The sequence below is a fragment of the Streptomyces sp. NPDC051105 genome (genome assembly GCF_040682795.1).
GTDB lineage: Bacteria > Actinomycetota > Actinomycetes > Streptomycetales > Streptomycetaceae > Streptomyces.
Genome location: NZ_JBFBBR010000032.1, coordinates 1 through 25505 on the forward strand (window position 1 = coordinate 1; position 25505 = coordinate 25505).

A 25505-nucleotide genomic window follows, 5' to 3' on the forward strand; every position below is an offset into this window, starting at 1 on the left:
GCAGCAATCTCGTCCGGAGTCACACACTCCCAACGCCACACCGAGCCGACAGGACACGCACCGCCCCAGCCGACCTGACCAAGCCCTACTAGTGCTGCGACCGGAAAGGTTCACCGGCTTGCGACGCCCGGAGCGGCACCTCGGCGCGTGGTCGCAGCACCCGAGTACATCCAGTACGCGGGTGATGCTCCGCCTTGCGACGCACCGCACCGGACGCCGCGAGCTTCCCGGCAAACCTTGCCGGTCACCGCACCAGCCGTACGGCCCCGGAGGCATCGCCTCCGGGGCCGTACCGCCGTCCGTGGGCTCAGCCCTCGCTGACGCCCAGCCGCTCCAGGATCAGCTCCTTAACACGGGCCGCGTCGGCCTGGCCGCGGGTCGCCTTCATGACCGCGCCGACCAGGGCGCCGGCCGCGGCCACCTTGCCGCCGCGGATCTTGTCGGCGATGCCTGGGTTGCCGGCGATGGCCTCGTCGACCGCCGTACCGAGCGCCGAGTCGTCCGAGACGACCTTCAGACCGCGCTTTTCGACGACCTCGTCCGGGGTGCCCTCGCCCGCGAGGACACCCTCGATGACCTGGCGGGCCAGCTTGTCGTTCAGGTCACCGGCGTTGACCAGCGCGGTGACCCGGGCGACCTGCTCCGGGGTGATCGCCAGCTCGTCCAGTGCCTTGCCCGACTCGTTGGCGCTGCGCGCCAGTTCGCCCATCCACCACTTGCGGGCGGAGGCCGCGTCGGATCCGGCGTCGATGGTGGCGACGATCAGGTCCAGCGCGGCGGCGTTGATGATCGCCTGCATCTCCACCGCGGAGATGCCCCACTCGGTGAGCAGCCGGTTGCGGCGGGCCAGCGGCATCTCCGGCAGCGCGGCACGGATCTCCTCGACCCACTCGCGGGACGGGGCGACCGGGACCAGGTCCGGCTCCGGGAAGTACCGGTAGTCCTCGGCCTCCTCCTTCACGCGACCCGAGGTCGTGGAGCCGGTGTCCTCGTGGAAGTGCCGGGTCTCCTGGACGATCGTGCCGCCGCCGCTCAGCACGGCCGCGTGCCGCATGATCTCGAAACGGGCCGCACGCTCCACCGACCGCAGCGAGTTCACGTTCTTCGTCTCGGAGCGGGTGCCGAACTTGTCGGTGCCGTTCGGGCGCAGCGACAGGTTCACGTCGCAGCGCATCTGGCCCATCTCCATACGGGCTTCCGAGACACCGAGCGCCTTGATGACCTCGCGCAGCTCACGGACGTACGCCCGCGCGACCTCGGGAGCACGCTCGCCGGCGCCCTCGATCGGCTTGGTGACGATCTCGATGAGCGGGATGCCCGCGCGGTTGTAGTCGAGCAGCGAGTGCGAGGCACCGTGGATACGGCCGGTCGCACCGCCCACGTGGGTGGACTTGCCGGTGTCCTCCTCCATGTGGGCGCGCTCGATCTGCACCCGGAAGGTCTCGCCGTCCTCCAGCTGCACGTCGAGGTAGCCGTTGAAGGCGATCGGCTCGTCGTACTGGGAGGTCTGGAAGTTCTTCGGCATGTCCGGATAGAAGTAGTTCTTCCGGGCGAAGCGGCACCACTCGGCGATCTCGCAGTTGAGCGCGAGACCGATCTTGATGGCCGACTCGATGCCGATCGCGTTGACGACCGGGAGCGCGCCGGGCATGCCGAGGCAGGTCGGGCAGGTCTGCGAGTTGGGCTCGGCGCCCAGCTCGGTCGAACAGCCGCAGAACATCTTGGTCTTGGTGCCGAGTTCGACATGGACCTCAAGGCCCATGACGGGGTCGTACGACGCCAGCGCGTCCTCGTACGACACCAGGTCGGTCGTGGTGGTCACGGTGAAACTTCCCTCTCAGCCCAGCAGGACGTCGTCGTCGCCCAGCCGCTTCAGCTCGCGGTAGAGGATGGCGAGGCCGGTGACGATCGCGACGGCGGACACGGTGGCATCGATCAGCCGCAGCGTGTCGTGCTCGGCGCGGGCCTTCTTGATCTGCTTGGCGACACCCACCGCGCCGAACACGGTGGTGGCCATCGACAGGTACGTACCGGACTTCGACTTCTTGAAGCCCTTGGCCTTGGACAGTGCGTTGCTCACAGCGACGGTGCCTCCTCAAGGAGCGGGTGCCCCCACTTTTCCACGAAGGCGGCCTCGACAGCGGCTCCGACCTTGTAAAGGCGGTCGTCCTTCAGCGCCGGCGCGATGATCTGCAGGCCCACCGGGAGGTTGTCCTCCGGGGCGAGACCGCAGGGCAGCGACATGGCCGCGTTGCCCGCCAGGTTGGTGGGGATGGTGCACAGGTCGGCCAGGTACATCGCCATCGGGTCGTCGGCGCGCTCGCCGATCGGGAAGGCGGTGGTCGGGGTCGTGGGCGACACGATCACGTCGACCTGCTCGAAGGCCTTCTCGAAGTCACGCGTGATGAGCGTGCGGACCTTCTGCGCGGAGCCGTAGTACGCGTCGTAGTAGCCGCTGCTCAGCGCGTAGGTGCCGAGCATGATGCGGCGCTTCACCTCGGGGCCGAAGCCCGCCTCACGGGTGAGGGAGGTGACCTCCTCGGCGGAGTGCGTGCCGTCGTCGCCGGTCCGCAGGCCGTAGCGCAGGCCGTCGAAGCGGGCGAGGTTGGAGGAGCACTCGGAGGGCGCGATCAGGTAGTAGGCGGAGAGCGCCAGGTCGAAGGACGGGCAGTCCAGCTCGACGATCTCGGCGCCCAGCTCCTTCAGCAGCTCGACGGACTCGTCGAAGCGCTGGATGACACCAGGCTGGTAGCCCTCGCCGCGGAACTGCTTGACGACGCCGACGCGCATGCCCTCGACGCTGCCGTTGCGGGCGGCCTCGACGACCGGCGGGACGGGCGCGTCGATGGAGGTGGAGTCCATCGGGTCGTGCCCGGCGATGACCTCGTGGAGCAGGGCGGCGTCCAGGACCGTACGGGCGCACGGGCCGCCCTGGTCCAGCGAGCTGGAGAACGCGACCATGCCGTACCGCGAGACCGCCCCGTACGTCGGCTTCACACCGACGGTGCCGGTGACGGAGGCCGGCTGACGGATGGAGCCGCCGGTGTCGGTGCCGATGGCGAGCGGCGCCTGGAAGGAGGCGAGGGCGGCGGAGGAGCCGCCGCCGGAGCCGCCGGGGATCTTGGTGAGGTCCCAGGGGTTGCCGGTCGGCCCGTAGGCGCTGTTCTCGGTGGAGGACCCCATGGCGAACTCGTCCATGTTGGTCTTGCCGAGGATGACCACGTCAGCGGCCTTCAGCCGCTTGGTGAGGGTGGCGTCGTACGGCGGGATCCAGCCTTCGAGGATCTTCGAGCCGACGGTCGTCGGAACGCCCTCGGTGGTGAAGATGTCCTTGAGCGCGAGCGGGACGCCGGCGAGCGGCCCGAGCTTCTCGCCCCTGGCCTTCTTCTCGTCGACGGCGCGCGCCTGGGCGAGGGCGCCCTCGCGGTCGACGTGCAGGAAGGCGTGCACCTTCTCGTCGACGGCCTCGATCCGGGCGAGGTGGGCCTCGGTGACCTCGACGGCCGTGAGCTCGCCGGTGGCGATCTTCGCGGCGGTCTCGGCGGCGGTGAGCCTGATGCAGTATTCGATCTTATTGGCCGTCATGGCTGTCTAGTCCTCCCCCAGGATCTGCGGCACCTTGAAACGCTGCTGCTCCTGGGCCGGGGCGCCGGAGAGCGCCTGCGCGGGGGTGAGCGAGGGACGGACCTCGTCCGCGCGCATGACGTTCGTCAGCGGCAGCGGGTGTGAGGTCGGCGGTACGTCTTGGTCGGCGACCTCGCTGACGCGGGCGACCGCGCCGATGATGTCGTCGAGCTGTCCCGCGAAGTGGTCGAGTTCTTCGGGCTTCAGCTCCAGACGCGCCAGCCGGGCGAGGTGGGCGACCTCCTCGCGCGTGATGCCAGGCATGCAGCGTTCCTCTGGGGTGAGTGTGGGTGGTTTGGAGCCAATCCTATGGGGCGGGGCCCGGTGACCGTGAAACGGTTTCCCCCGGGCCCCGAAACCTCGGCGGCTCACCGGCTCAGTGGCGCTGCTCCCAGGCCACGCTCTTCAGGTAGTGGTTGTCGTACAGCTCCTGCACCTCCAGAAGGCTCTCCAGGGTGACCTCGCCCAGGCGCAGGCGCTGGAGGTGGCGGAAGTACTCGAAGCGCTCCACGCCCGGTGTGATGACGATCAGGATGTCCGCGGTGCTGCCGGGGACGGCGGCGAAGGCGTGCGGCTTGCCGGGCGGGACGACGACCAGGTCGCCGCGCTCGGCGGTGACGACGTCGTCACCGGAGAGCAGTTCGGCGGCGCCGTCGAGCAGGTAGAACATCTCGGCGGAGTTGCGGTGCAGATGCGGCACGGCGCCGTCGGCGCCCTCCCCCAGCGTGACGCGCACGGTGGAGAGCGCCCCACCGGTGGCGCTGCTGTCGGCGAGCAGCTGGACCCGGGTCGGATCACCGCCCATCACCTCGGCGTCGGCCTCCCGCACGATCACGGACTCATCGAACTTCGGTACGAACAACGACATTCCAGAACCCCCTGTTGATGGACGGGCCGTCCCCCCGAGTCGTTCACACGAGGAACAGCGGCATCGTGCTGATCAGCACAACGATCGCGGTGGCGAAGTGGATCCCGTACGCGACCGCCTTCGTCCCGCCGTGGCGCAGCACCGTCAGCGGGTCGCACAGCGGCACGAGTGACACAGAGGGCCTCAACCAGGCCTCGGCCGGGGCACGGCGAAGGCGAGCAGGACGACGCCGACGACGCCGCCAATACGCGGCGATGGTCATGACAGCCCCTTGACTGCATTTCTAGCACCGCTAGAACTTGAAGCGAGGCTAGAAGCACTTCGACAGTTTGGCTAGCGCCGCTGGAATCTCCGCCGTCTCGGCTCAGGCGCGCCGGGAGCACCCGCGGGCAGAACGGGAGCGACTGATCGTCACGGCCGCGCGGAGACGTCCTGGACAGGCCTGCGCGGCGTGGGGACCCTGGTGCGGCGGCCGCCTGCCGGAATGCGCACACGAGGAAAGGCCGGCGCTCCTGGTGACCGAGCGGCGCCCCGCAGCTGGCAGTGCCCCGGACGGGCGCGGGGCTGTGTCCGATGTGCGGCTCCGCCGTGCGGGCGCGAGCGGCCACGCCCGCGGCCGCCGTCTACCCGGCACCCCCACGGCAGACGCCGGACCCCCACGGCAGACGCCGGCCTCTCCACGAAGGGTGAACGGGCGGGGTGGGCGGAGATTTACTCGGCGGCCGGCAACGCGGCCCGCGGTCGCTGCCACCCCCGCGACCCCCGCGCCCGCAGCCACGCCGTCATCTCCTCCGGCGGCATCGCCGCGGCGACCAGCCACCCCTGCACGGCGTCACACCCGAGGTCCCGCAGCCGCTCCCACGTCTCGTCGTCCTCCACGCCCTCCGCGACGACCAGCAGCCCCAGCGAATGCGCGAGGTCGACCGTGCAGCGCACGATCTCCGCGTCCTCGTTGTCCACGGCCAGCCGGGCCACGAAGGACCGGTCGATCTTCAGCTCGCTCACCGGCAGCCGCCGCAGATGCACCAACGACGAGTAGCCCGTGCCGAAGTCGTCCAGCGACATCTTCACGCCGTGCCCGGTCAGGCCCGCGAGGGTGTCGGCGGCCCGCTGCGGGTCCTCGAGCAGCACATGCTCGGTTATCTCCAGCTGGAGCGCCCCCGCCGGGACCCCGTGCCGGGCCAGCCGCGCCGCCACCGAGCCCGCGAAGCCCGGGGTATGGACGTCGCGCGGCGAGACGTTCACCGCGACCGGCACCCGCAGCCCCTGCGCCCGCCAGCGGGCGACCTGGGCGAGCGCGGTCTCCAGGACGTACTCCGTCAGATGGGGCATCAGGCCGGACGACTCGGCGATCGCTATGAACTCGTCCGGCGGTACCTTGCCGCGCTCGGGGTGCACCCACCGCACCAGCGCCTCAAGACCGGCCACCTGCCCGTCGAAGCGCACCTTCGGCTGGTAGTGCAACTGCACCTCGTGCGCGTCCAGGGCGCGGCGCAGATCGCCCAGCAGCCCCAGCCGGTCCGGGGTGTTGGAGTCCCGCTTGGACTCGTACACCTCGACGCCCGTACGGTCCCGCTTCGCCTGGTACATCGCCACGTCCGCCCGGCGCAGCAGTCCCTCCGCGTCCAGCGCGTGGTCGGGGAAGACGGCGACACCCGCGCTGGCCTCCAGGACGAGGGTGAGACCGTCGAGGTCGAGCGGCGAGGAGAGGGCCGTGACCAGGCCCCGGGCGACGCGGGTCGCGGACGTCGTGGAGTCGGCGACCGGCAGTAACACCGCGAACTCGTCGCCGCCGAGCCGGGCCGCCTCCGCACCGCGCGGCAGCGCGGCCCGCAGCCGGTCGGCTATCTGCAACAGCAGCCGGTCACCGGCGAGATGACCGAGCGTGTCGTTGACCGAACGGAACCGGTCGAGGTCGATCAGCATGAGGGCGGCGCGGGCGCCGATGCGTTCGGCGTCGTCGAGGGCGGTCCAGATCCGCTCCAGCAGCCACTGCCGGTTGGGCAGTCCGGTCAGCGGGTCGCGCAGCTGCTCCTCCGCGCGGGCCCGGGCTATCCACAGGGTGGAGTCGAGGGCGACCAGCGGGATGGAGAACAGCGGGAGCAGCAGCGGCTGGGCGACGGCGACCACGCAGATCAGCGGGGCGATGCCGAGCAGTGCGACGGCGACCAGGCCCTGTCGCATCAGGGCGGTGCGGGCGACGGTGGGCACTCCGCCGCCGCGCGGTGCGTGCAGGTACCAGAGCAGGGCGCGGGTGACCGCGAGGTAGGCCACCGCGACGAGGACGACCTCGGGGGCGGCGGCGACGCTCCAACTTGCGGGGTCCCAGGGTGACTCGACGGTCGGTACCCGGCCGAAGACGCCGAGCACCAGCGCGCCGGCGCCGATGCCGAGGATGTCCACCGCGCCGTGCAGGACGCCCTGCCGCCAGCGGTGGCGCCTGGCTATGCCGACCAGGACGACGACGGTGAGGCTGACCATGCCGGCGGGCACCCAGCCGTACAGCAGGAGTACGGCGAGGGTGAGGGCGGCGCCGGAGCCGGTGCCGCCCCACCAGCGGGCACGGCCGAGCAGCACCAGGTGGCCGACGATGATGCCGGTCAGCACGGCCAGCGACCAGCCGACCGTGCCGGACGGGAACAGGGCGTGGTTGTCGGTGAAGGCGCGGTAGAAGCCGGCGCCGAGGGCGAACGCGGCGACCGCGACGACTCCGGCGGGCAGCGGGGGCCAGGACAGGTGCCGTTCGTGCTCGTGGCCGGGCAGGTCGGGCGGCGGCTCGACGGCGGCCAGCGGCAGCGGGTCACGCGCGTCCAGTGCGACGCTCGCCCCCGGTATGCCGACGCGCCGGTCGCCCCGTACCGTCCACCGAGCCCCCCGCCACGCGCTCGCCCGGCGGCGCAGCGGCAGCCGCGCTTCCGGGGCGGCGCTCTCGGTCGGTTCCATTCCCGTCCCTCTCACAGCCGGCGGTGCCCACGCCATGCGGTCCGTGCCCTGCAGGAGCACGGGAATGCCCCAACCGCAGCTGGGCACGGCAGGCGCATATCTCAACAGTAGGCCGCAGAAGGCTTTCACGGGCAGCGGTCGTCGACGGTTGCCCGATTGAGCACCGGCCACCCGTATGCATCTGGTATGCGCCGAACGGGTGGCCTTCAACCGCTACTCCCCGGTCGGAAGGGCGACTTCCGCCGCCGCATCCGGTCCCTGCTCCAAAAGGACGACAAATCCGTCCTCGTTCAGAACCGGAACCTTCACCTGCATCGCCTTGTCGTACTTCGATCCGGGGTTGTCACCCACGACCACGAACGACGTCTTCTTCGATACCGAACCGGTCACCTTGGCTCCGCGGCTCTGCAGGGCGTCCTTGGCGCCGTCCCGGGTGAAGTGCTCCAGGGTTCCGGTCACGACGACGGTGAGGCCTTCCAGCGGACGCGGCCCCTGGTCCTCGCCGGTGGACTGGTCCTCCAGCGGGACTCCGGCGGTCTTCCACTTTCGGATGATCTCGCGGTGCCACTCCTCGGCGAACCACTCCTTGAGCGCCGTCGCGATGATGCCGCCGACGCCGTCGATGTTCGACAGCTCCTCCTCGGTGGCCTGCTCGATGCGGTCGATGGAGCGGAACTCACGGGCCAGTGCCTGCGCGGCGACCGGGCCGACGTGCCGGATGGACAGGCCGTTGAGGAAGCGGGCGAGTGGGCGGGTCTTCGCCTCCTCGATCTTCTGGAGCAGGGCGAGGGTGTTCTTCTTGGGCTCGCCCTTCTGGTTGGCGAAGACCGTGACGACCTTCTCCTCGCCCGTCTTGGGGTCGCGCTTGGGCAGCCCGCTGTCCGGGTCCAGGACGTACGCCTTGATGGGCAGCAGCTTCTCGATGGTGAGGTCGAACAGGTCGCCCTCGTCGACCAGCGGCGGTTGGGCGGGTTCCAGCGGCCGGGTGAGCGCCGCCGCCGCGACCCCGCCGAAGTGCTCGATGTCCAGGCACTCGCGCCCCGCGAGGTAGGAAACGCGCTCTCTCAACTGGGCGGGGCAGGTGCGGGCGTTGGGGCAGCGGAGGTCGATGTCGCCCTCTTTCATGGCCCGCAGCGGTGTCCCGCACTCGGGACACTCGGCCGGCATCACGAACTCCCGCTCGCTGCCGTCCCGCAGGTCGACGACCGGGCCGAGGATCTCCGGGATCACGTCACCGGCCTTGCGCAGCACCACCGTGTCGCCGATCAGCACCCCCTTGGCCTTGACGACCTCCTGGTTGTGCAGGGTCGCGAACTCCACCTCGCTGCCCGCCACCGTGACCGGCTCGACCTGTGCGTACGGCGTGACCCGGCCGGTGCGGCCGACGCCGACCTTGATGTCGATGAGCTTGGTGTTGACCTCTTCCGGCGCGTACTTGTAGGCGATCGCCCAGCGCGGCGCCCGCGCCGTGGAGCCGAGCCGCCCCTGGAGGCGGATCTCGTCGAGCTTGACGACGACCCCGTCGATCTCGTGCTCCACGGAGTGCCGGTTCTCGCCGTAGTAGGCGATGAACTCCCGTACGCCGTCGAGGTCGTCGACCACCCGGTTGTGCGGCGAGGTGGGCAGGCCCCAGGTCTTGAGCAGGTCGTAGGCCTGGGAGAGCCGGGTCATGCCCTCGAAGCCCGCCAGGGCGCCGATGCCGTGGACGACCATGTGCAGCGGGCGGGAGGCGGTGACCCGCGGGTCCTTCTGGCGCAGCGAACCGGCCGCCGCGTTGCGCGGGTTGGCGAACGGCTTGTCGCCGGCCGCGACCAGCCGCTCGTTGAGCTCGGCGAACTTCTCCATCGGGAAGTAGACCTCGCCGCGGATCTCGACCAGGTCCGGCACCGTGTCGCCGTGCAGCCGGTCCGGGATCTCGGCGATCGTACGGACGTTGGGCGTGATGTCCTCCCCGGTGCGGCCGTCACCGCGGGTCGCCGCGCGGGTGAGCCGGCCGTGCTCGTAGGTGAGGTTGACGGCGAGACCGTCGACCTTGAGCTCGCACAGGAAGTGGTACTCCTGGGCGCCCAGTTCCTTGTGGATCCGCTCGGCCCAGGCGGCGAGGTCCTCGTCGTTGAACGTGTTGTCCAGCGACAGCATGCGCTCACGGTGCTCGACCGCCGTGAACTCCGTCTCGTACGCCCCCGCGACCTTCTGGGTCGGCGAGTCCGGGGTGCGCAGCTCGGGGTACTGGTCCTCCAGCGCCTCCAGGGACTTCAGGAGCTTGTCGAACTCCGCGTCGCTGATGACGGGAGCGTCCTTCACGTAGTACCGGAAGCGGTGCTCCTCGATCTGCTCGGCGATCCGCGCGTGCTGTTCCCGTGCCTCCGCGGGCACCGCCGTCTCCGCCTGCTGCTTGTCGCCGGCCACCGTGTTCCTCCCGTTACTCTGGGTTGTCCGCGAGTGATCTCGCCGCCCGGACGCAGTGGGCGAGCGCCTGCCGGGCGTACGCGGGGGAAGAGCCCGCGAGCCCGCACGACGGGGTGACCGTCACGGCCTCCGCGAGAAGCCCTGGTTGCAGCCCCAGCCTGCGCCACAGCGTCCTGACACCCATGACGCTACCGGCAGGGTCTGACAATGCCGTGTCCGTGCCCGGCACGACACCGACGAACAGCTGGGTACCGCCCTCGACGGCCTCACCGATCGCTTCCTCGTCACGTTCGGTGAGGAGCGAGAAGTCGAAGGAGACGGCGGCGGCCCCGGCCCGGCGCAGCAACGCGAAGGGCACGTCGGGGGCGCAGGAGTGGACGGCCACCGGGCCGTCGGCGTGGACGCCCATGACGTCCCGCAGCGTCGACTCGACGACCTGGCGGTCCACGGCCCGGTGGGTGCGGTAGCCGCTGGCGGTCCGCACGTGACCGCGCAGGACGGCGGTGAGGGACGGCTCGTCGAGTTGCAGGACGAGGCGGGCGCCGGGGATCCGGCGCCCGACCTCGGCGAGGTGCAGGCGCAGGCCTTCGCCGAGTGAGGCGGCCAGGTCGCGGCAGGCGCCGTGGTCGGAGAGAACCGCCTCGCCGTTCCGCAGCTCCAGGGCGGCGGCGAGGGTCCAGGGGCCGACCGCCTGCACCTTGAGCGGACCCTCGTAGTCCTGGGTGAACTCCTCCAGCGCGTCGAGGTCCTCCCCCAGCCAGGAGACGGCCCGCCGGGTGTCCCGGCCGGGCCGGTCGCCGAGCCGCCAGCCGCTGGGCTCCACGCGCGCGTATAGCTCGACGAGCAGGCCGGCGGTGCGGCCGATCATGTCGGCGCCGGGGCCGCGGGCGGGCAGCTCCGGGAGGAAGGGGAAGTCCTCGAAGCTGCCGGTCGCGGCCTTGGCGGCCTCTCGGGCGTCGGTGCCGGGGAGGGAGCCGATGGCTGTGGCGGGGCCGAAGGAGGGGGTTGCGTTCACGTGGGAAGCCTAGGGTCGGTGGCCGACGGGGGGGGTGCGGCGGTGGTTGGTGATGTGCGGGCTGTGGGGGCTGGTCGCGCCCACGCGGCGGTAGCCGCATGTGAACACAGCCGCGCCCCTGAAAGCGCTATCCCTGACCCGGCCGGACAGTCAAGTCGTTGATCTCCGCGTCCCTCGGGAGGTCCAGAGCCGTCAGGATCGTGGTCGCCACCGATTCGGGGTCGATCCACTTCGCCGGGTCGTACTCCTTGCCCTCCTGCTGGTGGACCTTGGCCTGCATCGGGCTCGCCGTGCGGCCGGGGTAGACCGAGGTGACCCGGACGCCGTTGCCGTGTTCCTCGTGGCGGAGGGCGTCGGCGAGGGCCTTCAGGCCGTGCTTGGAGGCCGCGTACGCCGACCAGCCCGCGTTGGCGCTGAGGCCGGCGCCCGAGTTCACGAAGAGCACGTGGCCGCGGGCGGCACGCAGTTGGGGCAGGAAGTGGCGGGTCAGCTCGGCCGGCGCGACCAGGTTGACGTTCAGCTGGTGGCGCCAGGACTTCGGGGTCAGCTCGCCGATCTCGCCCAGGTCGACCACGCCCGCGATGTGCAGCAGCGAGTCGACCCGGTCCGGGAGCGACTGGTGCGAGAAGGCCCAGGAGAGCTTGTCCGGGTCCGCCAGGTCGCCCACCAGGGTGCGGGCGCCGGGGAGCCCGGCGGCCAGTTCCTTAGCGCGGCCCGCGTCGCGCGCGTGCAGGACGAGGTCGTCCCCGCGCGCGTGCAGTCGGCGGGCCACGGCGGCGCCGATGCCGGAACCGGCACCGGTGATCACATGAGTTGCCATGAGGGCCATGCTCGCATCAGCCGGCGTCCCGGGCCGCCTCCAGGTGGGCGAGTGCCTCGGCCGGTTCCTCGGCGAAGAACATCAGCTCCGCCAGGGGGCGGGGCAGGAAGCCCTCCTCCTCCATGCGGTGGAACTGCTGCTGGAGGCCGTCGTAGAAACCGGCGGTGTTCAGCAGGACGACCGGCTTGTCCGTGCGGCCGTGCTTCTTCAGCTCCAGGATCTCGGTGGCCTCGTCCAGGGTGCCGGTGCCGCCCACCATGATCACCACGGCGTCGGCCTTCTCCAGCAGGAGCCGCTTGCGCTCGGCGAGGTCGGACGCGATCACCATCTCGTCGGCGCCGGGGCGGACCTTGTTCGCGAGGAACTCGACCGAGACGCCCAGCAGCTTGCCGCCGGCTTCGTGGACACCGTCGGCGACCACTTTCATCAGGCCGACGTTGGAGCCGCCCCAGACCAGGGTGTGGCCGCCCTTGCCGATGAGTTTCGCGAAGTCTCGGGCGGGGCGGGTGTAGCGGTCGTCGAGATCTGCCGCGGAGAGGAAGACACAGATGCGCATGGGGTCAGGGTAGGACCCGTGGTGTGGCGGCTGCGGTGCGTGGGGCCGGTCGCGCAGTTCCTCCCCCAGCCTTCGGCCGGGGGTGCCCCCAGCGCCCCTGAAGGGGCGCTGAAGCAGGCGCCGGGAACAAGTCGGCGTCCGTCAGCGTCAACCTCGTATGGCCTCTGGACACACGATCACCATCGAGCAGTCCCAGCAGCACGTCCGCGTCACGCACGGGGACGTCGTCCTCGCCGAGAGCGACCGGCCCCTCGTCCTGCGGGAGACCGGGTCGCCCGTGCGCTACTACATCCCCGCCGAGGACGTCCGCCTCGACCTCCTCACGCCCTCCGAGACGCACACCGTCTGCCCCTTCAAGGGCACCGCCTCCTACTGGTCCCTGCCGGACGCGCCGGACCTGGTGTGGGCCTACCCCGACCCCAAGTCCGACGTCGCCCAGATCAAGGACCACCTCTGCTTCTACGACGTCGAGGTCACTGGCTGACGCCTGCCGTGTCCGCCGCCCGGACGGTCGACGCGATGGTCGCGGAGCCGACGACGCGGGTGTCGTCGTACAGGACGATCGCCTGGCCGGGAGCGACCCCGCGGACCGGCTCGGTGAACGTGACGCGCAGTTCGCCGCCGGCCAGCTCGGCGCGCACCTCGGTCTCGCCGCCGTGGGCGCGCAGCTGGGCGGTGTAGACGCCGGGGCCGGTGGGGGCGGTGCCGCACCAGCGGGGCTTGATCGCGGTGAGGCCGGTGACGTCGAGGGCGGCGGCCGGGCCGACCGTCACCGTGTTGTCGACCGGCGAGATGTCGAGGACGTAGCGCGGCTTGCCGTCGGCGGCGGGGGTGCCGATCCGCAGCCCCTTGCGCTGGCCGATGGTGAAGCCGTACGCGCCCTCGTGGGTGCCGACCTTGGCGCCGGACTCGTCGACGATGTCGCCCTCGGCCCTGCCGAGCCGCCGGGCGAGGAAGCCCTGGGTGTCGCCGTCGGCGATGAAGCAGATGTCGTGCGAGTCGGGCTTCTTCGCGACCGCGAGGCCCCGGCGCTCGGCCTCGGCGCGGATCTCGTCCTTGGTCGTCAGGGTGTCGCCGAGCGGGAACAGCGCGTGGGCGAGCTGCCGCTCGTCCAGGACGCCGAGGACGTACGACTGGTCCTTCGCCATGTCGGAGGCGCGGTGCAGCTCGCGGGAGCCGTCGGGGAGCGTCACGATCTTCGCGTAGTGGCCGGTGCAGACCGCGTCGAAGCCGAGCGCGAGTGCCTTGTCCAGCAGGGCCGCGAACTTGATCTTCTCGTTGCAGCGCAGGCACGGGTTGGGGGTGCGCCCGGCCTCGTACTCGGCGACGAAGTCCTCGACGACGTCCTCGCGGAAGCGGTCGGCGAGGTCCCAGACGTAGAACGGGATGCCGATGACGTCGGCCGCGCGGCGGGCGTCGCGGGAGTCCTCGATGGTGCAACAGCCCCGCGCGCCGGTACGGAAGGATTGGGGGTTCGCGGAGAGCGCGAGATGGACGCCGGTGACGTCGTGGCCCGCCTCTGCCGCACGGGCGGCGGCGACGGCGGAGTCCACGCCGCCCGACATGGCGGCGAGGACGCGGAGGGGGCGGGTGCGCTGCGGGGTGTCAGTCATAGCCCCTCCAGGGTAAGGGGACGCGGGAACCGGGGCCCGCGAGTATCCGTTGGAGATCACATGGGGGCGACGAGTGGTGATCGGGACCGGCGGATCGGGCGGCGGGCGCTGCTGGTCGGCGGGGCGGCGGCGGCCGTGGGCACGGTGGCGCTGACCAGGGACGAGCTGACGCGGCTGTACTGGCGGCTGCCGGGGGTGCGCAAGGCGCGGGTGGCGGGCGCGGTGGATTTCAGGGGTGCGCGCTGGGTGGCCGCCTCGCCGGCGAACTACCGGACGGCGGACCGGCCGGACGACTATCCGATCGACCGGGTGGTCATCCATGTCACCCAGGGCGGCTACGCGAGCGCGGTGAAGGTGTTCCAGGACCCGGCGCACGAGGCGGCGGCGCACTACATCGTGCGCAAGGACGGGCGGATCACCCAGCTGGTCCGGGAGCTGGACGTGGCCTTCCACGCGGGCAACCGGTCGTACAACGAGCGCAGTGTCGGCATCGAGCACGAGGGTTTCGTGGACCGCCCGGAGGACTTCACCGACGCGATGTACGCGGCGTCGGCGCGGCTGACGGCCGCGATATGCCGGCGGTACGGCATGACCATGGACCGGGAGCATGTGATCGGTCATGTGGAGGTGCCGGGGACGGACCACACCGACCCGGGCAAGCACTGGGACTGGGATCGCTACATGGGTCTTGTACGGCGGGTCGGACAGGCCTGACCGCAGGTTCCGCGTGTGACTGAATCGTTATCCTGTGCTCGCTCTGCGTGCTCTCTGTGTCCGTTGCGTCCCCCACCCCGGGCGCCAGCTGCGCTTGGTCAACTCCGGCTCCTTCCAAGGGAGTTAAGCATCACCAGCAACCATGGCGGCCTCACAGTCCCCCCGCCCTCTTCCTAACTTCGCCTCAGATTCCACACAGAGCTCAGGTCAAACATCCCCGCCATGACCCACACCTCAGAGCCCTCCTTCGAGACGGGCGGCAGCGAAGAGCAGGACACCCGCGGCAGGCGGCGGCGCGCCAAGGGCACGGAGCACTCCAAGGCCGAGCGCGTCACCGGGGCCGAGCACTCCAAGGAGGCGACGGCCAAGCGCGGCAAGGGCGTTCACCGGCGGAAGTTCCTCGGCGGCATGGCCGGGGTCGGCCTGGGCGCCGTCGGCGCGGCGGGCGCGACCTTCGCCCTGCTGACCGACGCGAACGGCAACAAGGCGGGCGCCGCGACCAACACCGCCACCCTCTCCGTCCCGGACCTCCTGGAGGGCACCACCTCCGACAGCACCACCACCTACACGATCGAGGCGCAGACCGGCAGCGCCGAGGTGATCAGCGGGGTCACCAGCACCACCGCGGGCTACAACCAGTCCTTCCTCGGCCCGACCATGAAGTGGACCAAGGGCAACACGGTCCTCCTGAACATCACCAACAGCCTGGGCGAGGACACCACCGTCCACTTCCACGGCGCGCACGTCCCGGCCAAGATGGACGGCGGTCCCCAGGTCGCCTTCTCCGACGGCGAGACCTGGTCGCCGACCTTCGAGGTACTCGACGAGCCCATGACGCTCTGGTACCACCCGCACGCCCTGGGCACCACGGCCAAGCAGGCGGTGCACGGCCTGGCCGGCATGATCATCGTCGACGACGACGACAACACCACCAGCGCCGCACTGCCCACCACCTACGGCACCGACGACATCCCGCTGATCTTCCAGTGCCTGGCCGTGGACGCCGACGGCGACATCAAGTACGACCTCACCGGCTACCTCGGCGGCAACCTGACCTACCCGCTGCTGGTCAACGGCACCAACGTCGACGACACCACGCTCACCTTCTCCGCGACCAAGACCCGGACCCGGTTCCGGCTGCTCAACGCCTCGCCGTCGGACATCATCACCATCCAGCGCAGCGACGGCGGCACGATGTCGCAGATCGCCACCGACCAGGGCTATCTGTCCGCGGCGACGGACGTGACCGAGATCCGGCTGGTGGCCGGCGCCCGCGCCGAGATGGTCATGGACCTCTCGGACGACGTCACCCTCCAGGCGGTCGTCACCACCGGCTGGGTGCGCGGCGGCAGCGGCACGTACGACTTCCTGACGGTCGCCGCCGGCGGCACCGACACCCCGGACGACCTGCCCACCTCGCTGCGGACCATCGACCGGTACGACACCAGCGACTTCACCGCGCGGACCATCACCCTCGGCCAGTCCGGCACGACCATGACCATCAACGGCTCGGCCGGCACGAGCATGAGCTCGATGGCCATGATCAGTACGACGCTGGGCTCCAAGGAGATCTGGACGATCAAGAACGGCACGCAGCTGGAGCACTCGTTCCATCTGCACGACGTGCCGTATCAGCTGATCTCCATCAACGGCGAGGATCCGACCGGTGTGGAACTCGGCTGGTACGACACCTACGAGGTGGTCGGCGGCGGCTCCATCGAGATCGCCATGGAGTTCACCGACTTCGCCGACGACACGTACATGTACATGCTGCACTGCCATCTCCTGCAGCACGAGGACGAGGGGATGATGGCGTCCCTCATGGTCACCGAGAGCTAGCCTGAACCTGCTCTCGGGAAGGCCGCCGCCGGCGGTGGAAGCGCCGGCGGCGGCCTTGTGCGGTCTTCCCCCCGCAGGGGGGCTGGGACCACACCCGGGCCCGACGTACGAAACACCGGCCCGGTGACCACGACGGAGTCGGTCACCGGGCCGGTCGTGGCGTCAACTCGCCTTCTGGGGAAGCGGCTTGGGTCCGATTCCGCGTGTCGCGGAGCACCGTCGAGGCGGCCGGGATCAGCTCAGTCCGGCGGCCCGGGCCCGCTCCACCGCCGGGCCGATCACCTTCGCGACGGCCTCCACGTCGGCCTGGGTGGAGGTGTGGCCGAGCGAGAAACGGAGGGTGCCGCGGGCCAGGTCCGGATCGGTGCCGGTGGCCAGCAGGACGTGGCTGGGCTGGGCCACCCCGGCCGTGCACGCGGAGCCCGTCGAGCACTCGATGCCCTGGGCGTCGAGCAGCAGGAGCAGCGAGTCGCCCTCGCAGCCGGGGAAGGTGAAGTGCGCGTTGGCCGGGAGGCGGTCCACCGGGTCGCCGCCGAGGATCGCGTCCGGTACGGCCGTACGCACGGCGTCGATCAACTGGTCGCGCAGGGCGCCGATCTCGCGGGCGAACCACTCGCGGCGCTCGACGGCGAGGTGCGTCGCGACCGCGAAGGAGGCGATCGCCGGGACGTCGAGGGTGCCGGAGCGGACGTGCCGCTCCTGGCCGCCGCCGTGCAGGACCGGTACGGGGGTGTACTCACGGCCGAGGAGCAGGGCTCCGATGCCGTAGGGGCCGCCGACCTTGTGGCCGGAGACGGTCATCGCGGCGAGGCCGGAGGCGGCGAAGTCCACCGGGGTCTGGCCGACGGCCTGGACCGCGTCGGCATGCAGGGGGACACCGAACTCGCTTGCCACGTCGGCGAGTTCCCGGACCGGCAGGACCGTGCCGATCTCGTTGTTGGCCCACATGACGGTGGCGAGGGCCACGTCGTCGGGGTTGCGGGCGATCGCCTCGCGCAGCACCTCGGGGTGGACCCGGCCGTAGCCGTCGACGGGGAGGTACTCCACCGTCGCGCCCTCGTGTTCGCCGAGCCAGTGGACCGCGTCGAGGACCGCGTGGTGTTCGACGGGGCTGGACAGGACGCGGGTACGGGTGGGGTCGGCGTCGCGGCGGGACCAGTAGAGGCCCTTGACCGCGAGGTTGTCGGCCTCGGTGCCGCCGGAGGTGAAGACGACCTCGCTGGGGCGGGCGCCGAGTGCTTCCGCGAGGGTTTCCCTGGATTCCTCGACCGTGCGGCGGGCCTTGCGGCCGGAGGCGTGCAGGGAGGACGCGTTGCCGGTGACGCCGAGGGTGGCGGTGAGGGTTTCTACCGCCTCCGGGAGCATCGGGGTCGTGGCGGCGTGGTCGAGGTAGGCCATGATGCGGTCGATTCTACGGGGGGCGGGGTGAGGGTCGCCCAGCGCCGTAGGTGGCCTGTGCCGGTGAGCGGGTGCCGGTGGGGTTTGGCTGGTCGCGCCCACGCGGCGGAGGCGCACCTGGACACAGCCCCGCGCCCCTGTCGGGGCGCCTCCCTGAACGCCGCTTCACAGGCGGGTCTACAAGCTCCAGGACACCGTGTTCGAGATCTCCATCGTGATGGCGAGGACCGCCAGGTCCGCGACGCCCAGGGCCAGGCCCAGGTATGCGCGGCCCTTGCGGCTCGTGCCGCGCCACAGCGACACCAGGGCCAGGACGATCGCGATCGGGCCCAGGAACAGGTTCAGGACGAGGAGGCCGAGGAGGCCGAGGATGAAGGACGCCACGGCCATGCCGTCGGCGTCGCGGGTGGCGGATCCGGGACGGGTGGTGGCCGGGGCGGTGAGGTGCAGCATGGCTCAGCTCCTGGAAGTCGTGGTGGACGGTCAGTTGGCCGAGGTGCGGCGCCGGCGGGCGATGCGCTCGCGGAGTGCGAAGACGGCCAGCCAGACGGCGATCACGGCGGCGAGTCCTGCGGTGACGTCGAGCGGCGCGTGGGCCACGGTGCCCAGCACCACGCCGAGCAGCATGAGTGCGGCGACGAGGAACAGCATGGGATTCGATCCCCCCTCCGTTACGTTTGGGTGAACGGTTGTAGTAACAGTTGTTCACTGACTTTGAGTCTAGCAACTCCCACGGCTTTTCAATTCCGGAGAACAGTTGTTAACTGGATGACATGAGTCACACCCTCGGCATCCGACAGGCCCAGAAGCAGAAGACCCGCCAGGCCTTCCTGGACGCGGCGCTGGGGCTGCTGGAGGAGCAGAGCCTGAGCAGCCTGGGACTGCGTGAGGTCACCCGGGCCGTCGGTGTCGCCCCGACCGCCTTCTACCGGCACTTCCGCTCCACCGCCGACCTGGGCGTCGCCCTCGTCGACGAGGCACTCGGCAGCCTGCACCCCATGGTCCGCACGACCGTCTCCACGCCCGGCCCGGAGCGCATCACCCGTGCCGTGCGGCTGATCGCCGACCATGTGGCCGCGCACCCGGCGCACGTGCGGTTCATCGCCCGGGAGCGGCACGGCGGGGTGCAGCCGGTGCGCGAGGCCATCCGGGACCAACTGGCCCGGTTCGCCGAGGAGGTCAAGACCGAGCTGGCCAAGGACCCGGAGGCCGCCGGGTGGAACGACGACGACCTGCTGATGCTCGCCCACCTCTACGTGGACCAGATGCTCATCACCGCGTCCCTGTTCCTGGAGACCCTGGAGTCGCCGGAGCCCTCGGAGGCGGAGCGGCAGCGCGTCACCCAGGTCGCCGCCCGCCAGATGCGGCTGATCAGCCTCGGCCGGCAGCACTGGCTGGACTAGGCCCGGGGACGCGAGGGGGCGGTGCGTCCGGTCGCCGGACGCACCGCCCCTTCTCGTGCCAGGCCCTGGTGTCAGCTCTTCGCGGCCTGCTGGGTCGGTGCCCCGCTGGGCGCCGCACCGCCCGCGCCGGGACCGCCCTGGCCGCCGCCGCAACCACCGCCGCCCTGACCGCCGCCAGGGCCTCCCTGGCCGCCGGCGCCCGGACCGCCGCTCGGCACGCCGGTGGGGGTACCGGTCGGCTTGACGGTGGAGTTGCCCGTGGGCGCACCGGAGGGAGCACCACTCGGCCTCCCGGAGGCGTTGCCCGTCGGCATGCCCGACGGCGCCTGACAGGACTGCGTTTGACCGGAGTTGCCGCTGCCGGAGGACGACGAGTCGCCCGAGCCGCACGCGGTCAGCAGCAGCGGAGACACGGCGAGCAGGGCGACCGCGGGGACGAGACGTACACGCTTCATGAGAGACAGCTCCATAAAGGATGAGGGAGTCCTGAGGCGTGGCACTCAACCAACGGCGCTTAAGGCGTACTTGGGCCCGCACTGTCCCCGGCCTGTGATTCGGGTAAAGGGCGGCTCAAGCCACCTGGCTGACCTGCTTCTTCGCGAACAGCGGCGGTTTACTCGCTGGTACACGTCCGTGACAGAACGGGGTCCCGGCGGATACGTCAGCCGAGGCGGGCCCGGGCCAACTGCCGTGACTGGGCGACCAGTCGGTCCGCGCTGTCCCAGACCTCGGCGTCCTCCTCCAGGAAGCCGCCGGCCAGGTTGCGGGTGGTGACGGAGACGCGCAGCGGGCCCGGGGCGGGGCGGTGGCGGACGTGGACGGTGAGTTCGACCGTGGGGACCCAGCCCTTGAGGCCGATCTCGAAGGCGGTGGGCGGCAGCGCGTCGACCGCCAGGAGCAGGGCCAGGGGGTCGGCGTCACGGCCGTCGGCGAGACCGAACCAGGAGCGCATCTCACCCTTGCCGGAGGGGGCGCCGAGGGCCCAGCCCAGGGTCGACGGATCCAGCTTGAGCATCAGGCGGTCGGTGATGGCGGAGCTGCCGTCGACGGGAGCGGGACCGTCCTCGGGCCCGAAGCACTGGTCCATGGGCGGGATGGCCGGCGGGGTCGCCGTGGTGCGGACGTCGTCGGGGAGGGCGGCGAGGTCGCCGTAGGAGGCGAGCACGCGGACGCGTTCGACCTCGTTGCCGTCGTCGTCGTGCTGGAAGAGCGAGGCCTGGCCGGTGGAGAGGGTGCGGCCGGTGCGGACGGTGTCCGTGCGGATCACGGCCGGGCCCGGCTGGGACGCGGTCAGGTAGTGCGCGGAGATGGTGAACGGGTCCGGGTGCGGCAGCGTGTCCGCGAGGGCCCGGCCGAGGACGGCCAGCAGATAGCCGCCGTTGACGGCGTTGATGATGGTCCAGCCGGCCGAGAGGTCGATGGCGTAGACCCCGGGCGCGCGCCGGGTGACCGCGGTGTCCCGGTCGAACTCGCTGTCGCCGATCACGGCTCGCGTGGAAGCTGCTTCTGGCATGGCTGAACAGTACAAGAAGTGATTACTAAGCGGTAGCTTTTGTGATCTACATACCAGCAGCCCGGCCGGTAAGGGATCCACCCGCCGGGTGAGGTTCCGGCAATTTCTAGGTAAGTGTCCGGACACGTCCGTAACCCGGAGCCGGGAATTCCCCTCTATGGGGACATGAGCCTCACCGGGACTCCGTTCCTCTACACGACCATCGTCCTGTCCGTGGTCGCCCTCATACTGCCGCTCGTCCTGTGGTCGAGGCTGCGCGGGCCCCAGGCCATGCGCGCCGCGGCCCGGGTCCTGATGCTGCTCTTCGCACAGGCCACCGCGGTGACGCTGATCTTCGTAGTGGTCAACAACCAGAACGACCTGTACGACAACTGGGCCGACCTGCTCGGCACCGGCGACCACGTCCAGCAGGCCGCGAACCTCGGCCGGGACGGGACCGGCGGCATAGCGCTGAAGCGGTTGCCCAAGGTGAGGCAGACCTTCACGGCGGCCGAGGGAGCGGCCATGCACGCGGCCGGCGGGGTACGGGTCACCCAGCTCGAGGGCCGGGTCTCGGGCGTGAACGCCGAGGTCTACGTCTGGCTGCCGCCCCAGTACGGCGAACCGGCGTACCGCAACCACAGGTTCCCGGTGGTGGAGCTGCTGCCGGGCTACCCCGGCTCGGCCAAGGCCTGGTTCGGTTCGCTGAAGGTGCACGAGCAGCTGCTGCCGCTGATGAGGAGCGGCAGGGTCGCGCCCTTCATCCTGGTCGCCCCGCGCACCAACCTGCTGGCCGGTGTCGACACCGGCTGCGCCAACATCCCGGGCACGGTGAACGCCGACAGCTGGCTCAGCATCGACGTACCGAAGATGGTGACCGACAACTTCCGTGCCGCCGCGGCTCCGGCGAACTGGGCGGTCGCCGGCTACTCGGCGGGCGCGCACTGCGCGGTCAAGCTGGCCGTGGCCCACCCCGACCGCTACCGGGCCGCGGTCAGCCTGTCCGGCTACAACGACCCGATCGGCGAACGCAATTCGCTCGCCGCGCAGAGCGTGACCCTGCGCGAGCGGAACAACCCCTATCTGCTGCTCAGGAAGGCGGCCACGCCGCCCCGGATCGCCCTCTACCTCTCCGGTGAGTCCGGCGACGGCTACCAGGCCGGAGTGGCGCTCGAACAGCTCGCCAAGGCCCCGACCACCGTGCACGTGGTGTTCCTGCCGCGCAGCGCGGGCGGCCACAACATGGCGCTGTGGCGGCCCCAGGTGCCGGCGGTCTTCGAATGGCTGACGGTCAACATGGGCCAGAGCCGTGCCCGGTCGGGTCCTACTCCTCGCGAACCGTCGTCCGCCGGTTCCACGCACGCGGCGCTCGCCAGTGGAACCGCATCGCGAGCAGGCGCAGCACGAAAGCGGTGACGACCGCGAGCCCGCTGGTGAACGGGGTCAGCGTGTCGTAGTGGATGCACAGCGCCACCATCGTCGCCCCGACGATCGCCGGGACCGCGTACAGGTCCCGGTCCCAGCGCAGCAGCGAGGGAACCTCGTTGGCGAGCACGTCCCTGAGCACACCGCCGCCGACCGCGGTGGCGAGCCCCAGGGCGACCGAGGCGGTCAGGTTGAGGCCGTAGGAGTACGCCTTCGTGGTGCCGGTGACGCAGAACAGGCCGAGGCCGGCCGCGTCGAAGACCAGGACCGACGACTGGATGCGCTCGACGTGCGGGTGCAGGAAGAACACCACGAGCGCCGTGAGCAGCGGAGTGATGAAGTACCCCAGGTCCGTGAAGGCGGCCGGGGGCACCGCCCCGATGATCACGTCCCGGAAGATCCCTCCGCCCAGCGCGGTGACCTCGGCGAGCACGGCGATGCCGAAGACGTCGAAGTTCTTGCGGACGGCCAGCAGCGCGCCGGAGATGGCGAACACGAAGATGCCGATGACGTCGAGCGTGTGCTGGACGGAGGGAGAGAAGAGTTGCTGGAGCTGCACCCTGACATTGTGACCTGTCAGGCTGCATGAACCTTACAAAGCCAGGCTCACAGGGCGGGTTTCCCTGGGGTGAACAGCCAGGTCTGGAACAGGTCGTCGAGCTGCTGTCCGGAGACCTTCTCGGCCAGCTCGATGAAGTCGGCCGTGTTCGCGTTGCCGTAGCGGTGCAGCTTCGTCCAGGCGGGGAGGAGCTTGAAGAACGCGGTGTCCCCGATCCGTTCGCGCAGCATCTGGAGGGTCATCGCACCGCGCTGGTAGACGGCGGAGGCGAACATGGTGTCGCGCTGCGGGTCGGCGACGGTGATCTGCCAGAAGGGGTTGTCGGCGGCCCGGGAGTTGTAGCCGGCGAGGAAGGAGTCGTGCGCGGAGCGGGTGCCCTGGTGCTCCGCCCACAGCCACTGGGCGTAGGTGGCGAAGCCCTCGTTGAGCCAGATGTCCTTCCACTGCGCCACGCTCACCGAGTCGCCGAACCACTGGTGGGCCAGTTCGTGCACGATCGTCGTCTCGTTGCGCACCGCCGAGTAGGCCGGCTTGCTCTGCACCTCGAGCGAGAACCCGGCCTCCGGCATGTCGTCGACGATCGCGCCGGTCTCCTCGAACGGGTACGGCCCGAAGACCTGCGACCAGTAGTCGGTGGCGGCGGCCGTCACGGCGTACACGTCGACGCTGTTGCTGTTCGCGAGGACCGGGTCGATGGCGACGTAGATCGGGATGCCCGAGGGCGTCTTCCCCGTCCGCACATCGAACTTCCCGATGGTGGCGGTGGCGAGGTAGGTCGCCATGGGCCTGTTCTCGCGCCAATGGCTGTACGTCGAGGCGCCCTTGTCGTACGTCGAGACCAGCCGGCCGTTGGAGACGCCGGTCAGGCCCTTGGGCGCCTTGATCCGGATGTCGTAGGTGGCCTTGTCGGAGGGGTGGTCGCTGGACGGGAACCAGGTGGAGGCGGCGTTGGGCTCGCAGGCGACGAAAACGCCGTCGGCGGTCTTCATCCAGCCGTAGTCGGAGCCGAAGACGATGGGGCCGTTGAGGGCCTCGGGTATCCCGCCGTAGGTGACGGAGACGGTGAACTCGTGTCCCTTGGACAGCGGGGTCCTCGGCGTGACGGTGATCTCGTCGCCGGTGCGCGTGAACTCGGCGCGTCTGCCGTTCACTTCGACGCGCGTGACCTCCAGCTTCTGGAGGTCGAGATCGAAGGAGGAGAGGTTCTGGGTGGCGCGGGCGGTGAGGGTGGTACGGCCGTCCAGGCGGTCGGTGTCCGGGGCGTAGGCGACGTCGAGGTCGTAGTGACGGGCGTCGAAGCCGCCGTTGCCGAGCTGCGGGAAATAGGGGTCACCGATGCCGTCGGCGCCCGGGGCGGGGGCGGGGGCGGCCGCGATGACGAAGGAGGCGGCTGCCGCGGTCGCGACAGCCGCCAGACGTGCCGAACGGGAGAGGCGCATGAGTCGTCCCTTTCGAGCGTGCTGGTCAGCGAACAGACACGGTCGACTCTGCGCCCTCCCGTTAGGGCATGTACATGCCTTTACCCAGTTGTGTCATGGGCTACTTGTCCGTTGACTCCTGGGAGTTCTGCGACTCGGCTGAGGAGGCGTCAGAAGCCTCGGCCTCGGCCGCCGTCTCCGGTGCCTCCGCCTCGGCCGCCGTCTCCGGTGCCTCCGCCTCGGCCGCCGTCTCCGCCTCCAGTGCGGCCACCGCCGCCGACGTCTCCGCCGACTCCGCCAGCACCTCGTCGGCGACCAGCTCGGCCGCCTCCTTGGCCACGGTCAGCAGCACCGTGTCCTGCGGGGCCTGGTCGGCGAAGTTCTCCGGGTGGTGGCAGGCGACCTGCTGGCCGGGCTTCAGCTCGATCAGCCTGGGCTCGGTCGTCTTGCAGATCTCCGTCGCCTTCCAGCACCGGGTGTGGAAGCGGCAGCCGCTCGGCGGGGAGATCGGCGAGGGCACGTCGCCCTTGAGCAGGATGCGGTCGCTCTTGGCGTTCTTGCGCCGCGGGTCCGGGATCGGCACCGCCGACATGAGCGCCTTGGTGTACGGGTGCATCGGCGCCTTGTACAGCGACTCGCGGTCGGCCAGCTCCACGATCTTGCCGAGGTACATCACCGCGATCCGGTCCGAGACGTGCCGGACCACCGAGAGGTCGTGCGCGATGATCACGTACGTCAGGCCGAGCTCCTGCTGGAGGTCGTCCAGCAGGTTGACGACCTGGGCCTGGATCGACACGTCCAGCGCGGAGACCGGCTCGTCCGCCACCACCAGCTTCGGGTTCAGGGCGAGCGCGCGGGCGATGCCGATGCGCTGACGCTGACCGCCGGAGAACTCGTGCGGATAGCGGTTGTAGTGCTCGGGGTTGAGGCCCACGACCGACAGCAGCCGCTGCACCTCCGCCCTGACGCCGCCGGGGGGCGTGACGCCCTGGAGCTTGAAGGGGGCGCTGATGATCGTGCCGATGGTGTGGCGCGGGTTCAGCGAGGAGTACGGGTCCTGGAAGATCATCTGCACATCGCGGCGCAGCGGACGCATGCCGCCCACCCCGAGGTGCGTGATGTCCTTGCCCTCGAACTCGACCGTGCCGCCGGTCGGCTCCAGCAGCCGGGTGATCAGCCGGCCCATCGTCGACTTGCCGCAGCCCGACTCGCCCACGACGCCCAGCGTCTCACCGGCCTTGACCTCGAAGTCGAGACCGTCGACCGCGTGCACGGCGCCGACCTGCCGCTGGAGCAGGCCTTTCCTGATCGGGAAGTGTTTCTGGAGCCCGGTCACCTTCAGCAGGGTCTCGCCGGGGGCGGCGTCCTTGGTGAGGGTGGCACCTTCGCTCTGCGCAGGGATGGTCACC

Annotated in this window: 24 protein-coding genes and 1 pseudogene; 5 read left to right on the forward strand and 20 right to left on the reverse strand. The window is 70.6% G+C overall.

Features of this window, described 5'->3' with window-relative positions; translation table 11 throughout:
* Positions 1-307 precede the first annotated feature (307 nt).
* The 11 genes and pseudogenes from gatB to AB0N16_RS40630 all read right to left on the reverse strand — a co-directional run bounded on the left by gatB (position 308) and on the right by AB0N16_RS40630 (position 12235).
* Positions 308-1822, reverse strand: a complete 1515-nt coding sequence (gene gatB, locus AB0N16_RS40580; RefSeq protein WP_365805857.1) for an Asp-tRNA(Asn)/Glu-tRNA(Gln) amidotransferase subunit GatB — start codon at positions 1820-1822, stop codon at positions 308-310.
* 15 nt (positions 1823-1837) lie between these two features.
* The gene (locus AB0N16_RS40585; protein WP_351739584.1) at positions 1838-2080 is read right to left on the reverse strand and encodes a hypothetical protein; all 243 of its coding nucleotides are present in this window, start codon (positions 2078-2080) and stop codon (positions 1838-1840) included.
* Positions 2077-3585, reverse strand: coding sequence for an Asp-tRNA(Asn)/Glu-tRNA(Gln) amidotransferase subunit GatA (gene gatA, locus AB0N16_RS40590; protein ID WP_365805858.1), 1509 nt, complete (start codon positions 3583-3585; stop codon positions 2077-2079). The genes AB0N16_RS40585 and gatA overlap by 4 nt, the downstream gene beginning before the upstream one ends.
* A gap of 6 nt (positions 3586-3591) precedes the next feature.
* A complete protein-coding gene (gatC, locus tag AB0N16_RS40595; protein ID WP_018544665.1) occupies positions 3592-3888 on the reverse strand; it encodes an Asp-tRNA(Asn)/Glu-tRNA(Gln) amidotransferase subunit GatC in 297 nt (98 codons plus the stop codon).
* A 112-nt stretch (positions 3889-4000) separates the two neighbouring features.
* Entirely contained in the window at positions 4001-4492 is a 492-nt protein-coding gene (locus AB0N16_RS40600; protein WP_365805859.1) for a cupin domain-containing protein, read from the reverse strand.
* 43 nt (positions 4493-4535) lie between these two features.
* Positions 4536-4732: pseudogene (locus AB0N16_RS40605) on the reverse strand (DUF4267 domain-containing protein); the annotation flags it as partial.
* Positions 4733-5203: 471 nt separating this feature from the next.
* Positions 5204-7435, reverse strand: a complete 2232-nt coding sequence (locus AB0N16_RS40610; RefSeq protein WP_365805860.1) for a bifunctional diguanylate cyclase/phosphodiesterase — start codon at positions 7433-7435, stop codon at positions 5204-5206.
* A gap of 213 nt (positions 7436-7648) precedes the next feature.
* Positions 7649-9844, reverse strand: coding sequence for an NAD-dependent DNA ligase LigA (ligA, locus tag AB0N16_RS40615; RefSeq protein ID WP_365805861.1), 2196 nt, complete (start codon positions 9842-9844; stop codon positions 7649-7651).
* A 13-nt stretch (positions 9845-9857) separates the two neighbouring features.
* Positions 9858-10859 (reverse strand): methionine synthase, encoded by a 1002-nt coding sequence (locus tag AB0N16_RS40620; RefSeq protein ID WP_365805862.1) that lies wholly within the window; start codon positions 10857-10859, stop codon positions 9858-9860.
* 127 nt (positions 10860-10986) lie between these two features.
* Complete coding sequence (locus tag AB0N16_RS40625) at positions 10987-11688, reverse strand: SDR family oxidoreductase (RefSeq protein ID WP_365805863.1); 702 nt, start codon at positions 11686-11688, stop codon at positions 10987-10989.
* Between the two features lie 7 nt (positions 11689-11695).
* The gene (locus AB0N16_RS40630) at positions 11696-12235 is read right to left on the reverse strand and encodes a TIGR00730 family Rossman fold protein (protein WP_365805864.1); all 540 of its coding nucleotides are present in this window, start codon (positions 12233-12235) and stop codon (positions 11696-11698) included.
* A gap of 157 nt (positions 12236-12392) precedes the next feature.
* Here AB0N16_RS40630 and AB0N16_RS40635 point away from each other — a divergent pair, with 157 nt between their 5' ends.
* The gene (locus AB0N16_RS40635; RefSeq protein WP_365805865.1) at positions 12393-12719 is read left to right on the forward strand and encodes a DUF427 domain-containing protein; all 327 of its coding nucleotides are present in this window, start codon (positions 12393-12395) and stop codon (positions 12717-12719) included.
* On the opposite strand, the gene mnmA is transcribed toward AB0N16_RS40635, so the two are convergent.
* Positions 12709-13848 carry a tRNA 2-thiouridine(34) synthase MnmA gene (gene mnmA / locus AB0N16_RS40640; RefSeq protein ID WP_365805866.1) on the reverse strand — a complete coding sequence of 380 codons (1140 nt, stop codon included), beginning with the start codon at positions 13846-13848 and terminating at the stop codon, positions 12709-12711. The genes AB0N16_RS40635 and mnmA overlap by 11 nt on opposite strands.
* 60 nt (positions 13849-13908) lie before the next feature.
* Between mnmA and AB0N16_RS40645 the strand changes: the two genes are divergently transcribed.
* Both AB0N16_RS40645 and AB0N16_RS40650 read left to right on the forward strand, forming a co-directional pair.
* Positions 13909-14562, forward strand: coding sequence for an N-acetylmuramoyl-L-alanine amidase (locus AB0N16_RS40645; RefSeq protein WP_365805867.1), 654 nt, complete (start codon positions 13909-13911; stop codon positions 14560-14562).
* A 222-nt stretch (positions 14563-14784) separates the two neighbouring features.
* Entirely contained in the window at positions 14785-16401 is a 1617-nt protein-coding gene (locus AB0N16_RS40650) for a multicopper oxidase domain-containing protein (protein ID WP_365805868.1), read from the forward strand.
* A 234-nt stretch (positions 16402-16635) separates the two neighbouring features.
* On the opposite strand, the gene AB0N16_RS40655 is transcribed toward AB0N16_RS40650, so the two are convergent.
* The 3 genes from AB0N16_RS40655 to AB0N16_RS40665 all read right to left on the reverse strand — a co-directional run bounded on the left by AB0N16_RS40655 (position 16636) and on the right by AB0N16_RS40665 (position 18450).
* Positions 16636-17799, reverse strand: coding sequence for a cysteine desulfurase family protein (locus AB0N16_RS40655; protein WP_365805869.1), 1164 nt, complete (start codon positions 17797-17799; stop codon positions 16636-16638).
* A 177-nt stretch (positions 17800-17976) separates the two neighbouring features.
* Positions 17977-18249, reverse strand: a complete 273-nt coding sequence (locus AB0N16_RS40660; protein ID WP_365805889.1) for a DUF4190 domain-containing protein — start codon at positions 18247-18249, stop codon at positions 17977-17979.
* Positions 18250-18282: 33 nt separating this feature from the next.
* A complete protein-coding gene (locus AB0N16_RS40665) occupies positions 18283-18450 on the reverse strand; it encodes a hypothetical protein (RefSeq protein WP_351323447.1) in 168 nt (55 codons plus the stop codon).
* Between the two features lie 122 nt (positions 18451-18572).
* Between AB0N16_RS40665 and AB0N16_RS40670 the strand changes: the two genes are divergently transcribed.
* Positions 18573-19202, forward strand: coding sequence for a TetR family transcriptional regulator (locus AB0N16_RS40670; RefSeq protein ID WP_351710965.1), 630 nt, complete (start codon positions 18573-18575; stop codon positions 19200-19202).
* A 71-nt stretch (positions 19203-19273) separates the two neighbouring features.
* Here AB0N16_RS40670 and AB0N16_RS40675 read toward each other — a convergent pair whose 3' ends face one another.
* Together AB0N16_RS40675 and AB0N16_RS40680 are read right to left on the reverse strand one after the other, a co-directional pair.
* On the reverse strand, positions 19274-19657 hold the full coding sequence (locus AB0N16_RS40675) for a hypothetical protein (protein WP_365805870.1): 384 nt from the start codon (positions 19655-19657) through the stop codon (positions 19274-19276).
* 206 nt (positions 19658-19863) lie between these two features.
* Positions 19864-20715, reverse strand: coding sequence for a thioesterase family protein (locus AB0N16_RS40680; RefSeq protein ID WP_365805871.1), 852 nt, complete (start codon positions 20713-20715; stop codon positions 19864-19866).
* 165 nt (positions 20716-20880) lie between these two features.
* Between AB0N16_RS40680 and AB0N16_RS40685 the strand changes: the two genes are divergently transcribed.
* Entirely contained in the window at positions 20881-22110 is a 1230-nt protein-coding gene (locus tag AB0N16_RS40685) for an alpha/beta hydrolase-fold protein (RefSeq protein WP_365805872.1), read from the forward strand.
* Here AB0N16_RS40685 and AB0N16_RS40690 read toward each other — a convergent pair.
* The 3 genes from AB0N16_RS40690 to AB0N16_RS40700 form a co-directional block, all read right to left on the reverse strand.
* On the reverse strand, positions 22019-22678 hold the full coding sequence (locus tag AB0N16_RS40690; protein WP_362575031.1) for a trimeric intracellular cation channel family protein: 660 nt from the start codon (positions 22676-22678) through the stop codon (positions 22019-22021). The genes AB0N16_RS40685 and AB0N16_RS40690 overlap by 92 nt on opposite strands.
* Positions 22679-22725: 47 nt before the next feature.
* Positions 22726-24117 carry a M1 family metallopeptidase gene (locus AB0N16_RS40695; RefSeq protein ID WP_365805873.1) on the reverse strand — a complete coding sequence of 464 codons (1392 nt, stop codon included), beginning with the start codon at positions 24115-24117 and terminating at the stop codon, positions 22726-22728.
* Between the two features lie 100 nt (positions 24118-24217).
* On the reverse strand, positions 24218-25504 hold the full coding sequence (locus AB0N16_RS40700; RefSeq protein ID WP_365805874.1) for a dipeptide ABC transporter ATP-binding protein: 1287 nt from the start codon (positions 25502-25504) through the stop codon (positions 24218-24220).
* Between the last annotated feature and the right edge of the window lies 1 nt (position 25505).

Excerpts from the sequence above, each read along its gene's own strand:
- gatA (WP_365805858.1), bottom strand. The coding sequence starts at position 3,585 with ATGACGGCCAATAAGATCGAATACTGCATCAGGCTCACCGCCGCCGAG.
- gatC (WP_018544665.1), bottom strand. The coding sequence starts at position 3,888 with ATGCCTGGCATCACGCGCGAGGAGGTCGCCCACCTCGCCCGGCTGGCG.
- AB0N16_RS40600 (WP_365805859.1), bottom strand. The coding sequence starts at position 4,492 with ATGTCGTTGTTCGTACCGAAGTTCGATGAGTCCGTGATCGTGCGGGAG.
- AB0N16_RS40610 (WP_365805860.1), bottom strand. The coding sequence starts at position 7,435 with ATGGAACCGACCGAGAGCGCCGCCCCGGAAGCGCGGCTGCCGCTGCGC.
- AB0N16_RS40625 (WP_365805863.1), bottom strand. The coding sequence starts at position 11,688 with ATGGCCCTCATGGCAACTCATGTGATCACCGGTGCCGGTTCCGGCATC.
- AB0N16_RS40630 (WP_365805864.1), bottom strand. The coding sequence starts at position 12,235 with ATGCGCATCTGTGTCTTCCTCTCCGCGGCAGATCTCGACGACCGCTAC.
- AB0N16_RS40635 (WP_365805865.1), top strand. The coding sequence starts at position 12,393 with ATGGCCTCTGGACACACGATCACCATCGAGCAGTCCCAGCAGCACGTC.
- mnmA (WP_365805866.1), bottom strand. The coding sequence starts at position 13,848 with ATGACTGACACCCCGCAGCGCACCCGCCCCCTCCGCGTCCTCGCCGCC.
- AB0N16_RS40645 (WP_365805867.1), top strand. The coding sequence starts at position 13,909 with ATGGGGGCGACGAGTGGTGATCGGGACCGGCGGATCGGGCGGCGGGCG.
- AB0N16_RS40650 (WP_365805868.1), top strand. The coding sequence starts at position 14,785 with ATGACCCACACCTCAGAGCCCTCCTTCGAGACGGGCGGCAGCGAAGAG.
- AB0N16_RS40655 (WP_365805869.1), bottom strand. The coding sequence starts at position 17,799 with ATGGCCTACCTCGACCACGCCGCCACGACCCCGATGCTCCCGGAGGCG.
- AB0N16_RS40665 (WP_351323447.1), bottom strand. The coding sequence starts at position 18,450 with ATGCTGTTCCTCGTCGCCGCACTCATGCTGCTCGGCGTGGTGCTGGGC.
- AB0N16_RS40670 (WP_351710965.1), top strand. The coding sequence starts at position 18,573 with ATGAGTCACACCCTCGGCATCCGACAGGCCCAGAAGCAGAAGACCCGC.
- AB0N16_RS40675 (WP_365805870.1), bottom strand. The coding sequence starts at position 19,657 with ATGAAGCGTGTACGTCTCGTCCCCGCGGTCGCCCTGCTCGCCGTGTCT.
- AB0N16_RS40680 (WP_365805871.1), bottom strand. The coding sequence starts at position 20,715 with ATGCCAGAAGCAGCTTCCACGCGAGCCGTGATCGGCGACAGCGAGTTC.
- AB0N16_RS40685 (WP_365805872.1), top strand. The coding sequence starts at position 20,881 with ATGAGCCTCACCGGGACTCCGTTCCTCTACACGACCATCGTCCTGTCC.
- AB0N16_RS40695 (WP_365805873.1), bottom strand. The coding sequence starts at position 24,117 with ATGCGCCTCTCCCGTTCGGCACGTCTGGCGGCTGTCGCGACCGCGGCA.